The organism is Sphingobium sp. IP1, from assembly GCF_002708645.1.
Lineage (GTDB): Bacteria > Pseudomonadota > Alphaproteobacteria > Sphingomonadales > Sphingomonadaceae > Sphingobium > Sphingobium yanoikuyae.
On the sequence record NZ_NOIW01000059.1, the window covers coordinates 23,281 to 35,730 of the forward strand.

Annotated in this window: 12 protein-coding genes; 4 read left to right on the forward strand and 8 right to left on the reverse strand. The window is 67.0% G+C overall.

The window, feature by feature from the left end; all coding sequences use genetic code 11:
• Window positions 1-99: 99 nt before the first annotated feature.
• Together CG471_RS18805 and bla are read right to left on the reverse strand one after the other, a co-directional pair.
• On the reverse strand, window positions 100-465 hold the full coding sequence (locus CG471_RS18805) for a DUF962 domain-containing protein (protein ID WP_099232971.1): 366 nt from the start codon (window positions 463-465) through the stop codon (window positions 100-102).
• Window positions 466-496: 31 nt separating this feature from the next.
• Window positions 497-1,564: a class A beta-lactamase gene (bla, locus tag CG471_RS18810; protein ID WP_257211600.1), complete on the reverse strand. Its 1,068-nt coding sequence runs from the start codon at window positions 1,562-1,564 to the stop codon at window positions 497-499.
• Between the two features lie 96 nt (window positions 1,565-1,660).
• Here bla and ung point away from each other — a divergent pair, with 96 nt between their 5' ends.
• On the forward strand, window positions 1,661-2,353 hold the full coding sequence (gene ung, locus CG471_RS18815) for a uracil-DNA glycosylase (RefSeq protein ID WP_099232975.1): 693 nt from the start codon (window positions 1,661-1,663) through the stop codon (window positions 2,351-2,353).
• A complete protein-coding gene (locus CG471_RS18820) occupies window positions 2,350-3,426 on the forward strand; it encodes an ATP-grasp domain-containing protein (RefSeq protein WP_099232977.1) in 1,077 nt (358 codons plus the stop codon). The genes ung and CG471_RS18820 overlap by 4 nt, the downstream gene beginning before the upstream one ends.
• A 90-nt stretch (window positions 3,427-3,516) precedes the next feature.
• Here the strand turns inward: CG471_RS18820 and rpoZ are convergent, their stop codons facing one another.
• The gene (gene rpoZ, locus CG471_RS18825; protein ID WP_004208279.1) at window positions 3,517-3,861 is read right to left on the reverse strand and encodes a DNA-directed RNA polymerase subunit omega; all 345 of its coding nucleotides are present in this window, start codon (window positions 3,859-3,861) and stop codon (window positions 3,517-3,519) included.
• Between the two features lie 87 nt (window positions 3,862-3,948).
• Here rpoZ and CG471_RS18830 point away from each other — a divergent pair, with 87 nt between their 5' ends.
• Window positions 3,949-5,178: a phosphatidylserine/phosphatidylglycerophosphate/cardiolipin synthase family protein gene (locus CG471_RS18830; RefSeq protein ID WP_099232979.1), complete on the forward strand. Its 1,230-nt coding sequence runs from the start codon at window positions 3,949-3,951 to the stop codon at window positions 5,176-5,178.
• Here the strand turns inward: CG471_RS18830 and CG471_RS18835 are convergent.
• On the reverse strand, window positions 5,138-7,189 hold the full coding sequence (locus CG471_RS18835) for an FUSC family protein (protein WP_099232981.1): 2,052 nt from the start codon (window positions 7,187-7,189) through the stop codon (window positions 5,138-5,140). The two genes, CG471_RS18830 and CG471_RS18835, sit on opposite strands and share 41 nt — an antisense overlap.
• Window positions 7,190-7,544: 355 nt before the next feature.
• Here CG471_RS18835 and CG471_RS18840 point away from each other — a divergent pair, with 355 nt between their 5' ends.
• Complete coding sequence (locus tag CG471_RS18840; RefSeq protein ID WP_099232983.1) at window positions 7,545-8,978, forward strand: M20/M25/M40 family metallo-hydrolase; 1,434 nt, start codon at window positions 7,545-7,547, stop codon at window positions 8,976-8,978.
• A gap of 63 nt (window positions 8,979-9,041) precedes the next feature.
• Here the strand turns inward: CG471_RS18840 and CG471_RS18845 are convergent, their stop codons facing one another.
• From CG471_RS18845 to CG471_RS18860, 4 genes are all read right to left on the reverse strand, one after another.
• Window positions 9,042-9,434, reverse strand: coding sequence for a hypothetical protein (locus tag CG471_RS18845; RefSeq protein ID WP_004208283.1), 393 nt, complete (start codon window positions 9,432-9,434; stop codon window positions 9,042-9,044).
• A 175-nt stretch (window positions 9,435-9,609) separates the two neighbouring features.
• On the reverse strand, window positions 9,610-10,173 hold the full coding sequence (locus CG471_RS18850; protein WP_097384343.1) for a hypothetical protein: 564 nt from the start codon (window positions 10,171-10,173) through the stop codon (window positions 9,610-9,612).
• Entirely contained in the window at window positions 10,166-11,518 is a 1,353-nt protein-coding gene (locus CG471_RS18855; protein ID WP_004208286.1) for a HAMP domain-containing sensor histidine kinase, read from the reverse strand. Before CG471_RS18855 ends, CG471_RS18850 begins: the two co-directional genes overlap by 8 nt.
• Window positions 11,511-12,209: a response regulator transcription factor gene (locus CG471_RS18860; protein WP_099232985.1), complete on the reverse strand. Its 699-nt coding sequence runs from the start codon at window positions 12,207-12,209 to the stop codon at window positions 11,511-11,513. The genes CG471_RS18855 and CG471_RS18860 overlap by 8 nt, the downstream gene beginning before the upstream one ends.
• Window positions 12,210-12,450: the final 241 nt, after the last annotated feature.

Genomic DNA, 12,450 nt, shown 5'->3' on the forward strand with positions numbered 1-12,450 from the left:
GCTAGAAGCTGCTCCCCCGCCCAACCACCCGATCCAGTGTCATCCTGTCGGGTGGTTGGGCGGGGGAGCGGGCTGGAACCGGCTTTCTCAAACGGACTCTCACCCTCGAATGCGACGCTGCGGATCGACCGTGCCGTCGGCGCAGATGCCGGCACGGGCCAGATCGCGGCGCATATGGCCGGTCAGGAAGCGCTGGAGCATCACGAAATCGGCGCGCAGCGACCAGAGCGGATAGCGGAAGGTGGCGGGGCGATTGCGCTCGATCAGCATATGGCTGACCCAGGCGAAGCCATAGCCGGCGACCGGCAGCGCAGCGGCCAGCCACCATCGACCCGTAATGGCCGCCGTGGCCGCGATGCCGACCACCAGGCTGGTCCCGGCATAATGCATGGCGCGCGTCGCGGGCCGGGCATGTTCCTGCAGATAATAGGGCCAGAAGTCCCGAAACCGGGTGATCTGGGTCATAAGGGGCATCCTCTCTGTTATGCCCCATCTTTTATACGTGGACGTTCAACTTGTTAAGCGCCACGCGCCGCTTGGGCGCAAAGAGGAAATAATCATAGGCCGCGCGGGCGGCCTGGGCCATGATCTGGTCGCGCGAGACATGGCCCCGGCTGTCCTTCATCACGAAGACGGTGATGGCGAAGCGGCGGCCATCGGGCAGGCCGATGATGCCGACATCATTGCCGACGCCATTGAGCGACCCGGTCTTGTGCGCGACCGGGGTGCCGGGCGGCAACATGCCCGACAGGCGCAGCTTGCCGGTCTGGCAATGGCCCATGATGGTGAAGAGCAGTTGCGTGCTTTCCGGCTTCAATGCCTTGCCCGATTCATAGGCGACCAGCAGCTGGTTCATCGCCAGCGGCGTCGCCGTGTCGCGCGGATCGAGCATGAAATCCATGTTCGGCAGGTCGCGCACGTCGCGCCGCTGGATCATCGGATCGGCGCGGCGGGCGGCGCCGGCATTCTGCTGGAAGGTGCCAGACTGGGGATTGATGCCCATGGCGCGGTAGAGAAGATGCGCCGTATCGCTGTCGACGCGCAGGCCATGGACGCCGAGGCCGGCGACGAAATCGCTGACCGCCTTTGGCCCGCCCGCGCGGGCGACCAGCACGTCGGTCGCATTATTATCGCTGCGCGTCAGCATCAGGTCGAGCAACTGGCTGACCGGCAGGGTCGCGCCGGGACGCGAGAACATCCAGGCGATGCCGCCCTCGCTCGCCAGCGCGGGATCGAGCGCGAGCCGGTCGTCGAGTTTCAGGCTACCCGCATCGACCAGCGAGAGGATGCGGCCCGCGACCGCGACCTTGTAGGCGCTGGCCATGGGGAAGAGCGTGTCGCCATTGCGCGACTGGATCTCGCCGGTCTGCAGATCCTGCACCGCGACGCCGACCGTGCCGTCCGACAAAGCGGCGAAGCGATCAAATTCGGCCAGAAGATGCGCCTCCGCCGTCAGCAGCACCTGTGGCCGGGGCGGCGGACCGAAGGCATCGGCGCTCGGCAAGGGCGCAAAGAACAGGCCAAGGGCGGCGCAGCTGGCGCCAATTTGACGGAGAGACGGCATGGCCCGTCTGTCGCCCATCATGGGTCGGGTGGCAAGATATTTGATCTGCTTTTCCCGCGGTTGACGCAGGCATGCCGGGGGTTCATCACGCCGGCCATGAACGACACCATCAAGCTGCACGAAAGCTGGCGCGCGCCGCTGCGCGACCAGTTCGCCAGCCCCCATATGCAGGGCCTGAAACAGTTCATCGAAGCGGAAAAGGCGGCCGGCAAGCGCATCTTCCCCAAGGGGAATGAATATTTCCGGGCACTGGACCTGACGTCGCTGGACCAGGTGAAGGTGGTGGTGCTGGGGCAAGACCCCTATCATGGCGAGGGCCAGGCGCATGGCCTGTGCTTTTCGGTCCAGCCCGGCGTGCGGACGCCGCCCTCGCTGGTCAATATCTACAAGGAACTGGAAAGCGACCTCGGCCTGCCGCGCGCGCGACACGGCTTCCTGGAGCATTGGGCGCGGCAGGGCGTTCTGCTGCTCAACAGCGTGCTGACGGTCGAGATGGGCCGCGCCGCCTCGCACCAGGGCAAGGGATGGGAGACGTTCACCGACGCGATCGTGCGGCTGGTGGCGCAGAAGGAGGAGCCGGTCGTGTTCCTGCTGTGGGGCGCCTATGCCCAGCGCAAGGCCGGCTTCGTCGATTCCGGACGCCATCTGGTGCTGAAGGCCGCCCATCCTTCGCCACTGTCGGCGCATAACGGCTTTCTGGGCTGCCGCCATTTCTCGCAGGCCAATGACTTTCTGGAGGCCAAGGGGCGCGGCGCGATCGACTGGCGCCTGCCGGAGCCGGTGGCATGAGCGGGCCGGCGGTCGCCCTGCTCTATCAGGCGCTGCCGCCGCCGGTGATCGACGGGCTGCGCAAGGATGCCAAGCCCGGCGGCTATTCCGATGGCGGAGCCGATATCGGCTTTGCATTGAAGGGCCTGGGTCGCACGGTGGTGACGCCGGTGCCCGCGCCCGATCCGGCGCAGGCGATGCAATGGGTATTCCCCGACACGGCGGACGGCATAGCAGCCGCGATCGCGGCGGGCGCCGACACGATCTGGGCCAATAGCGTGCTGTTCGAGGGGCATCCGATCGAGGCCGTGATGGACCAGGTCGCGATCGTCGGCCAGACGCCGGCCGCCACGCAGAAATATGACGACAAGTTCGCCACCAACCGGATGCTGGAACAGGCCGGCTTGCCGGTGGCGCGCGGCTTTTTGCTGGCTGATCGGCCGAGCGAAGGCGTGCATGCACTGGCCGATGTCGGGCAGGTGCTGGCCGATCTGGCCATCCCCTTCCCGCTGATCGTGAAGCCCGTGCGCGGCCGGGGCAGTCAGGGCGTGACACTGGTGCGCGATGGTGATGCGCTGAACGCCGCGGCCCGCAGCCTGATCGACGAAGGCAAGTTCGGCACGCTGCTGATGGTCGAGGAATTTCTGGACGGCGAGGAAATGACCATCACCGTCCTGCCGCCCGCCGCGCCGCGCCCGTCAGGCGAAAGGGGCGACCGCCATTTCGCGCTGCGCCCGGTGCTGCGCTTCGACCAGAAGGACGGTGTCGCGCCCTATAATGGCGATGTCGCGGTGACGCAGAATAGCGTCGCGATCGGCCCGGAACGGATGGAGGAAGCCCCGGTGCTGGCGATGCTGGATGCCTGTGTGAAGGCGGCGGAGCTGGCGGAATCGCGCGCAGTGATCCGCATCGACTGCCGCGCCGATGCCAGCGGCCAGTTCAAGCTGTTCGACCTCAACATGAAGCCGAACATGACCGGTGCGGGCCGGCCGGGTCGCGCAGACCAGGATTGCCTGTCGGCGATCGCCGCGCGGGCCGATGGCTGGTCCTATGCCGACATGCTCGACGCGATGCTGGCGACGGCCTGGAAATAGCGCACCAGAATCCGGTGCCCAGAATCATTGAGGCCCGGTCCCGCTTGCGCGGGCCGGACCCCTTCCCTCTCCAAACCGGAAAGTGGAAAATCAGCCGTCGTAATCGCCGCCGATATTCTGGTTGCGCGGCGGCGCAGCTGCGGTCAGGCGCAGGGCCTCCGCCGACTGGGCGATCGAACCGATTTCATCGGGCGTATCGTCGTCGTCAATCTGGACCTTCTGCAGCGACGCAACGACCGAATCATGCAGGTCGGCGGGCAGAATGGTTTCCTCGGCGATCTCGCGCAGGGCGACGACCGGATTCTTGTCGCGGTCACGCTCAAGCGTCAGCTCGGCGCCACCGGAAATTTCACGCGCGCGCTGGGCGGCGAGCAGGACGAGATCGAAACGGTTGGTAACCTTGTCGACGCAATCTTCGACGGTGACGCGGGCCAATCGGGCCTCCTGAAAAATCAATAGGGAATCTTGAACTTGGCGCCTAGCAGTGGCGGCCTGTCGAGTCAATGAAAAGCCCATAAAGCCATGGCGCGCCGCGGCAAAGCGGCGCATGAAGGGGCCATGGCGTCGCGACAACAGGAAGCCCCGACCAGCCCGATCAGCGTCACGCTGAACGGCAACCGACTGACCGTCATCGAAGAAGGCGCGGCGCTGCGCGATGCGCTGGTCAGACTGATCGACGGTGCGCGCACGAGCCTGAAACTCTATTATTATATCTTCGCCGACGATGGCAGCGGCCGGTTGATCTGCGAGCGGCTGGTGGCGGCGCGGGCACGCGGCGTGGCGGTGACGCTGATGATCGACGGCTTCGGATCGTCCGATACGCCCGACAGCCTGTTCGCCCCGCTGATCGCGGCAGGCGGCCATTTCGGCCGGTTCGGGACGCGCCGGTCGACCCGCTATCTGATCCGCAACCATCAGAAGATCGCCCTGGCCGACGACAAAAGGCTGATGATCGGCGGCTTCAATGTCGAGGATGGCTATTTCGGCATCCCCGCCGACGATTGCTGGCGCGACCTGGGGCTGCTGCTGGAAGGGCCGCAGGCCGAGGCGATGGCGCGCTGGTATGGCCAGCTATGGCGCTGGGTCACGAGCAAGGGGCAAAGGTTCCGCACGCTGCGCGCGATGGTGCGGCACTGGCACCCATCGCTGCATCATGATCCGGCCGATCCGTTCCGCTGGCTGATCGGCGGACCGACACGGCGGCTGAGCCCCTGGGCGCAGGTGGTAAAGCATGACATGGACCGGGCGCAGCGGCTGGACATGGTCGAGGCCTATTTCTCGCCCGGCCGGGGCATGATGAAGCGGATAGCCCGCGCCGCCCGGCGCAAGGGCGCGCGCCTGATCCTGCCGGCCCTGTCGGACAATGGCGCGACGATCGCGGCGGCACGGCTGCTCTATGGCCCGCTGCTGCGGCGCGGGGTCGAGATATATGAATATCAGCCCTGCAAGCTGCACATGAAGCTGATCGTGATCGACGATGCGGTCTATATCGGATCGGCCAATTTCGACATGCGCAGCCTGTTCCTCAACCTGGAGTTGATGCTGCGGGTGGAGGATGCCGGCTTTGCCGAGGCGATGCGCAGCTTCATCACCCAGCGGACGGGCGAGAGCCGGCAGATTTCGCTGGAGACCTATCGCGCCAGCCGCACCGGCCTGACGCTGATCAAGCAGTGGATCAGCTATCTGCTGGTCGGCGTGCTGGACTATACCGTCACGCGGCGGCTGAATTTTCGCGATCCCGACGCGGACTGAGCGGAATATCGGGCGCGATGTTGCGGCGCAGGCTGGTGAGCGCCAGCAGCGCCAGCCGCCGATCATCGACCGCGCCGCTCCGGCCGATGGTGGCGAGCGCCGTATCGATGGCCCGCACCAGCGCCGGATCGGGATCGCCCTGCCCCCTGGCGCCAAGCCGATCGAAATGCTGGCGCACCCGCCCCAGCACAACGTCGAGCAGCCGGTCGTCGCGGGCATGGGCACGCACCCGGAAGCGGTGGAGATCGTCGAGCGACATGCCCACGCGCGTGTCGCGCAGGATATCAAGCAAGGGCGCGGTGGTGTCGCTGCCCAGTTCGGCAAGGCGCGGGGTCAACAGGCCGATACGGTCGAGCATGGTGTTGATCCATTTGACCGTGTCGGGTTGCTGGCGCGGATCGGTGCGCAGAGCAAGATCGCGCCAGCCCGCCCGGAGCAGGCGCAGCGCGGATTGTTCGGCGCCCACGGTGCGGACCATCTTGAGCGCCCAGACCGCGAGCAAGGCGCCCAGCATCTGGGCAATGGCGGCATTGGCGAAACTGTCGAACTGCCCGGTATAATAGCCATCGAGGCCCATCAGGCCGGGTAGCGAGAGGATCATGCCGATCGCCATCGCCGCCAGCCGCCGCCGCACCATCATCGCACCGACCAGCAGGAAGGCCGGCGCCAGCACCGCCACCAGCACCGGGAAGTCGGACACGCGCGGCAGGATGGCAAAGGCATAGGGCGCGGCCACCAGCACCGCGCAGCAGGTGCCCTGCCACACCTTCCAGGCGGCGGGCGCGGGATCATCCATATTGCTGAACAGGGCGCAGATGATGCTGGCGATGACGACCGCCCCTGCCCCGGCCGGCCAGGCCGACAATATCCAGAGCAGGCAGCCGATCAGCACGGTGAGGCTGGTCGCCAGCGCACCACGCAGCGCCAGGCCATAATCGCGATGCAGGACGCGGCGGCGGGCGTTGCGGATCGCTTCCCGCGCGGGCGGTGACAGGGGGATGCGATCGGCGCCCATCGCCGCCTGCAACTCGCGGCAGACGGCATGGACGGCGACCAGTTCGGCCAGCCGGTCGAGCATGCTGAGCTGCAATGCCGCGTGCCAGGCGAAGGGCAAGCGGCAATCGGGTTCGCAGGCGCGGGCGCGGGCGCGCAGCGCTTCAGGCGAGGCCCCCTCCCCGTCCGGCGCGCCCAGCCAGGCGACGACATCGTCCAGCAGGACATGGACGGCCGGTGGCAAGGCATCGGCCCGCTGCAACTGGCGACAGCGATCCTCGACCGCGCTGGCCAGCGGCAGCAGCAGGCAAAGCTGCGTCTCCAGCGCGCGCAGCACCCCGGCCTTCAGCCGCAGCGCGCTGCTTTCGAACGGCAAATGGGTGGCAAGCTGGTGCAGTTCGTGGATGTCGGTCGCCAATTGCCGGCGGTCGCGCGTCACGACTGCATCGCCATGGTCGACCCGCAGGGAATCGCGCGACCAGCGTTCGGCGTCGATCATGATCGCATCGATCCGCGCCTGGAGGCGAGCCGACACGGTGCGCGGGAAGACGAGGCTGTGGACCAGCGTGGCCGAGGCGATACCGATGCCGATTTCCTGGGCGCGCAGGCTGGCGGCGGTGAAGATCGTCGCCTGCGCCTCGACCGCCGGGAAGGCGACGATCCCGGCGGTATAGCCCGCCAGCAGGAAGGTGTAGGCGCGCGGCGTCCGGTCGAGCAGCGCGACGAAGGTGCAGAGGCCAAGCCACAGCGCCAGTGCGAGCGAGAGAAGTTCGGGGGCATTGCCGAGCAATGGCACCAGCAGGATCGCCACACCCGCGCCGATGACGGTGCCGAGCAGGCGGAACATCGCCTTGGACGACACCGCGCCGGCGAGCGGCTGGGCAACGATATAGGCGGTGATGATCGCCCAATAGGGCCGGTCCAGCCCGATCCGCAGCGCGATATAATAAGCCAGCATCGCCGCGAGAAAGGCCTTGAGCGTGAACAGCGCATCATGGCCGCCGTAGCGATCGGCCATCCAGCGCGCTTGAGGCAGGGCAGGCGTCACGCGGCACATCCAGCATCATCGGGCGGGGCCAGGCAGGGCGGCGACGCCGGTCGGGAGAATGAAAGCCGGACGCGTCGGCCCGCCACGCCGGATCGGGCGCGCATTGCTGGAGCTTCAGGCAAGCCCTCTATGCGCCTGTCCATGGGGCGAAACAATATGAGCCCAAGGCACAGTCATTGTGCATGATATGCACAACCCAGCCGGTCCAGCGGGCATCAATCATCCCCTTGCCGCCGCCCCCGGCTTTCTGCACAGTCGCGCCGCCCAGCCGGGCCAGGGAGACGCATTTCCAAGCGTCGCACAATCAGAACAAGGACATCGCCCCATGCCATCCCGTCGCTCAGTTGCCGCCTTGCCCGCCGCCGCGCTGCTGGCCGCCAGCCTCAGCCCGCTGCACGCCGCCACCGCGGCCGACACACAGGCCCGCGCGGGCGAGGCCGCCTTCCGCACCCTCTACAAGGAACTGGTGGAGACCGATTCGAGCTGGCCCAATGGCAGCTGCACGCTCGCCGCCGAACAGATTGCGACGCGGCTGAAGGCGGCGGGCTATGCCGATGGCGACCTCACTGTCGTGGTCGATCCGGCCCATCCCAAGGAAGGCAATCTGACCGCCGTGCTGCGCGGTTCGAACGCCAAGCTGCCCGCGCTGCTGCTGCTCGCCCATATCGACGTGGTCGCGGCGAAGCGCGCCGACTGGACCCGCGATCCCTTCACCCTGATCGAGGAAGGCGGCTATTTCTATGGCCGGGGCACGTCGGACGACAAGGCGATGGCGGCGAGCTTCGCCGACGCCATGATCCGCTTCAAGCAGGAAGGCTACAAGCCCAAGCGCACGATCAAGATGGCGCTGACCTGTGGCGAGGAGACGGAGAAGGCGCTGAACGGCGTCGAATATCTGCTGAAGCACAAGCCCGATACGATGGCGGCCGGATGGGCGCTCAACGAAGCCGGCGGCGGGTCGCTGGACGAGAATGGCAAGCCGGTCAGCCATGGCGTGCAGGCGGGCGAGAAGGTCTATCAGGACTTTACCTTCACCGCGACCGCGCCGGGCGGCCACAGTTCGCGCCAGGAACCGCATTTCAATGCGATCGGCTGGATGGCGCAAGCCCTGGCCAATGTGAACGCCTATGATTTCCCGGTGAACCTGACCCCGGCGGCCAAGGCCTATTTCGGCGCGTCGGCGCCGCTCTATCCCAAGCTGTCGCAGCCGATGGCCGCGGTCGGCGCGGGCAAGGCGACCGAGACGGACTATGCCGCGATCTCGGCCGCCAATCCAAGCTGGAACGCCACCCTGCGCACCACCTGCATCCCGACGCTGATCAATGGCGGCCATGCCCCCAATGCCCAGCCCCAGTCGGTGACCGCGAACGTCAATTGCCGTATCATTCCGGGCGAGGATGTCGAGGCGGTGCGCGCGAAGCTGGCGCAGGTGGGCGGCGACGAGAAGGTCAAGGTGACGCTGGCCGATCCGCCGCAGCCCAAATCGTCGGCGCCGCAGTTGACGCCGCAGATCATGGCGCCGATCGAGGCGCTGACCAAGGAGATGTGGCCGGGCGTGCCGGTGATCCCGCGGCTCGCCACCGGGGCGACCGACGGGCGCTTCACCAATGCGGCGGGCATCCCCACCTATGGCGTGTCGGGCATGTTCGCCGATCCCGATGGCCAGGGGGTCCATGGCCTCAATGAGCGCATCCGGGTCAAGTCGCTGCTCGACGGCCGCGCCTTCCTCTACCGCCTGACCAAGGCCTATACGCAGTAACGCGAAAAGGGCTGGCCCGGATGACCGGACCAGCCCTTTTTACTTGGGTCAGCGCCGCGCGGATCAGCGGCCGCTGCTGCCCAGCACCCGGACTTCGCCGACCGGATAGCCCTTCTCGGCCATTTCCTTGGCATAGTCGCCACGGGCATCGGCCAGTTCGGTGCGATATTCCTCCCAGGCGTCGCGATTATCCTCCGCATCGCTGGAATGGCGCAGATCCTTGGTCAGTTCCTTGCGCGCCTCGGCCAGGTCGGTCTGGTAATTGAACCAGTAGTTGTTCTCCACGCCGGCGATCGGCGCTTCATAGACAAGCTGGTCCTCGACCGACGCCAGTTGTTCCTCATAGCTCACCGGGCCCTCCCCCGGAGCCGGGCCACGCGCCTGGGGCTGGGCCATGGCGGCGATCGGGGTCATGCCGACCATGGCGATGGCGGTCAGAAGCATCGAACGGTTCATGACGTTTCTCCTCTTTCCTCATCGAACCTGCGGCAATAACGCACCGGGACCGGCATTTTGCGCCTGAACGGATGTGCAGAATGGACGAAGCGAGGCGCGGCAACGGCAGGCCGTAGCGCCAAAAAGGGCCGAATATCGGGCTTTTCCGCCCTGTTTTCAGGTGATTGGGATCAGATCAGCGGATCACCAGATAGAAGGTCGCCGGCGCGCTGCCGCCATTCTCTATCTCGATCGCATAGCGTTCGGTGAACAGCGGCAGCCAGGCGCAATCGGCCTGCGGCGCGGCCACCGGCTTGGCGCACAGCGTGCCGCCATCGGCATTGCGCACCCGGACCGACAGGGATGCGGCGATGCCGGTGGCGCGTGCCACCGAAATCTGCGCGCGCTGGCCGGCAAGGAACAGCTGGCGCAGCGTCACCCGCCCGCCCGCCGCCAGAGACCCGCGGCGATAGGCGGGGCCGAGCGCGCGGCCGCGATAGACCGGCCCGGCATGGACCGCGCCGCCGGCCTGCGCCTGCTGCGACCAGAGGGTGGACAGGTCATCCTGCCCCTCCGCCGGGCGCGCGCCGAGCAGCTTGAGAGTGTCGGCCGCCGCCGCGAGTGCGGCTTGATCACCCCTCGCCTGCGCCAGATCGCCCTCCGCCAGGGTGCGCATCAGCGCATCGGTCGGCATCGGCTCCTCGACCACCGCGACCGGACCGACGCCCAGCATCAGCAGGGGCAGGAAGAGCCTAATCATCCGCCATCTCCGGCTGCACGACGAAGCGGGCGCCGGGCGCGGCATCCTCGACATGGATGGTCAGGCCATGGCGTTCGGCAATCGCACGGGCCAGCGCCAGCCCCAGACCATGGCCGCTGCCGGGCGACGGATCGAGCCGGACATAGCGGTCGAAGACCAGTTCGCGCGCATCGGCCGGTATGCCCCGGCCATTATCCTGCACGATGATCAGCGGCCCCGGCGCCAGGCTGAGCAGCACGCTGCCGCCGCGCGGCACATATTTGAACGCATTGTCGAGCAGGTTGGACAGGAGCCGGGTGATCTGCATCGGATCGGCGCGGAAGGATATGCCCGGTGCCACCATCGCGTTGAAGGCGATGCCCAGATCCTCTGCACTGGCGCCATACAGGTCCGCCAGATTGTCGGCGATCTCGCTGAGGTCGACATCGGCGAGACCCCGGCGATCGCCGCGCAGCGCCTGGGTGCCGGCAATGTCGAGCAGGGAATCGAGCAGCCGCACGACACTGCGAATCTCGTCGCGCGACCGGCCGAGGGTGCGCAACAGCCCCTCATCCCCGGTCCGTTCCATCGCTTTCAGGATACGCGTGTCGAGATGCATCAGCGGGGTGCGGATCTCGTGCGCGGTCTGATCCGACACGGAGCGCTGGGCCTCCATCAGCCGCTGCACCTGATCCAGCATCGCGTTGGTGTTCGCCGCCAGTTCGGCCAGTTCGTCGCTCGCCCCGGTGGCGCGTGCGCGCGCACCGATATCGCCGGCGCGCACCGCGTCGAAGACATGGTTGATCCGTTCGACCCGGCGGCGCAGGCGGCGCGCCGCGAAATGGCCGGCAGCAAGGCTGAGCAGGGCGACGATGGCGCCGGCAATGGCAAAGGCGATGGCGAGCCGGGTCTGCAGCGCCCGTGCCCGAATGTTGCTGCGCCCGACGATCAGCCGGGTGTCGGGACCAAGCAGCGTCGCCCGCGCGAACATGCGGTCCCCGCCCGGCAGGCGGATCAGCCGGGCCTCGGACACTTCGGACGCCAGGGCGGGCCAGTGGTCGATATTGCCCGCCACCCGGCGCCCGGCCGCATCGGCGAGCAGATAATAGGCCTTTTCGCTGTCGCCGCGCTCCATCGCCAGCCGATCGGCGATGCGCGCCCTCAGTTCCGCCTCGCCACTGCTGACATAGATGTCGGCCAGGCCCGCCAGATCGGTATCGACCTCTCGCCCCAGCATCACGCGCCCGTCGGTCTCGACGATCCGTTCGACCACCAGGAACAGCACCAGCGTGGATGCCAGGCTGACCAGCAGGGCCGACAGCGTGACCCGGCCAAAGACCGAGCGCAGCAGGCCGAACCTAGCCATGGGCGGCGATCAACCGATAGCCGGTGCCCCAGACCGTCTCCAGCACGGCGCTGTCGAACCCTTCCTCCAGCTTGCGGCGCAGGCGGCCGACATTGACGTCGACGACATTGGTCTGGGGATCGAAGCTGAGTTTCCACACATGGCGCAACAGCATCTCGCGCGTGACCACTTCGCCGGCATGTTCCATGAGGTAACGGAACAGCGCAAATTCCTTGGGCGACAGCGGCACATGGCGGCCGCCGCGATGGGCGGTGCGCGCCTTCACATGGCATTCCAAATCGCCGAACAGCAGCACCGAATCCTGCTGCAACCGCCCGGCCCGGCGCCACAAAGCGCGCACGCGGGCGATCAGTTCGTCCGGCTCGAAGGGCTTGGCCATATAATCATCGACGCCGCTTTCCAGCCCCTCGACCCGATGCTCGCTGCGGCCGAGCGCGGACAGCATCAGCACCGGCGCCTCGATCCCGGCGACGCGCATGCGCGTCACCACGTCGATGCCCGAAAGATGCGGCAGGGTGCGATCGAGGATGATGACATGATAGCGGCCCGATGCGGCGCGCTTGAGCCCTTCGGCGCCATCCTCCGCCAGATCGACGACCATGCCGGCGCGGACGAGGATTTCGGCGATATTGGCGCGGGCCGCCGGGTCTTCTTCCACCAGCAGCACGGAAATCGGGTCGGTTTGCGCCATCTTCACCGCCTGTCAGATAGCGCGAACGGCCGCCAGTGACAAAGCCTGTTAAGGCGGTCACTGGCGGCCGTTAAGAGCCTGTTTGAAAAATCGCGAAAGAGCGATTTTTGGTTACGGTACCAGCCCGCTCCCCCGCCCAACCACCCGATCCAGTGTCATCCTGTCGGGCGGTTGGGCGGGGGAGCGGGCTGGAACCGCGCTGAAAAATCGCTCTTTCGCGATTTTTCAAACAGCCGGTCAC

Bases quoted from the DNA above. Each gene is read 5' to 3' on its own strand.
- CG471_RS18805 (WP_099232971.1), bottom strand. From the start codon at position 465: ATGACCCAGATCACCCGGTTTCGGGACTTCTGGCCCTATTATCTGCAG.
- bla (WP_257211600.1), bottom strand. From the start codon at position 1,564: ATGCCGTCTCTCCGTCAAATTGGCGCCAGCTGCGCCGCCCTTGGCCTG.
- ung (WP_099232975.1), top strand. From the start codon at position 1,661: ATGAACGACACCATCAAGCTGCACGAAAGCTGGCGCGCGCCGCTGCGC.
- CG471_RS18820 (WP_099232977.1), top strand. From the start codon at position 2,350: ATGAGCGGGCCGGCGGTCGCCCTGCTCTATCAGGCGCTGCCGCCGCCG.
- CG471_RS18830 (WP_099232979.1), top strand. From the start codon at position 3,949: ATGGCGCGCCGCGGCAAAGCGGCGCATGAAGGGGCCATGGCGTCGCGA.
- CG471_RS18835 (WP_099232981.1), bottom strand. From the start codon at position 7,189: ATGGCCGATCGCTACGGCGGCCATGATGCGCTGTTCACGCTCAAGGCC.
- CG471_RS18840 (WP_099232983.1), top strand. From the start codon at position 7,545: ATGCCATCCCGTCGCTCAGTTGCCGCCTTGCCCGCCGCCGCGCTGCTG.
- CG471_RS18845 (WP_004208283.1), bottom strand. From the start codon at position 9,434: ATGAACCGTTCGATGCTTCTGACCGCCATCGCCATGGTCGGCATGACC.
- CG471_RS18850 (WP_097384343.1), bottom strand. From the start codon at position 10,173: ATGATTAGGCTCTTCCTGCCCCTGCTGATGCTGGGCGTCGGTCCGGTC.
- CG471_RS18855 (WP_004208286.1), bottom strand. From the start codon at position 11,518: ATGGCTAGGTTCGGCCTGCTGCGCTCGGTCTTTGGCCGGGTCACGCTG.
- CG471_RS18860 (WP_099232985.1), bottom strand. From the start codon at position 12,209: ATGGCGCAAACCGACCCGATTTCCGTGCTGCTGGTGGAAGAAGACCCG.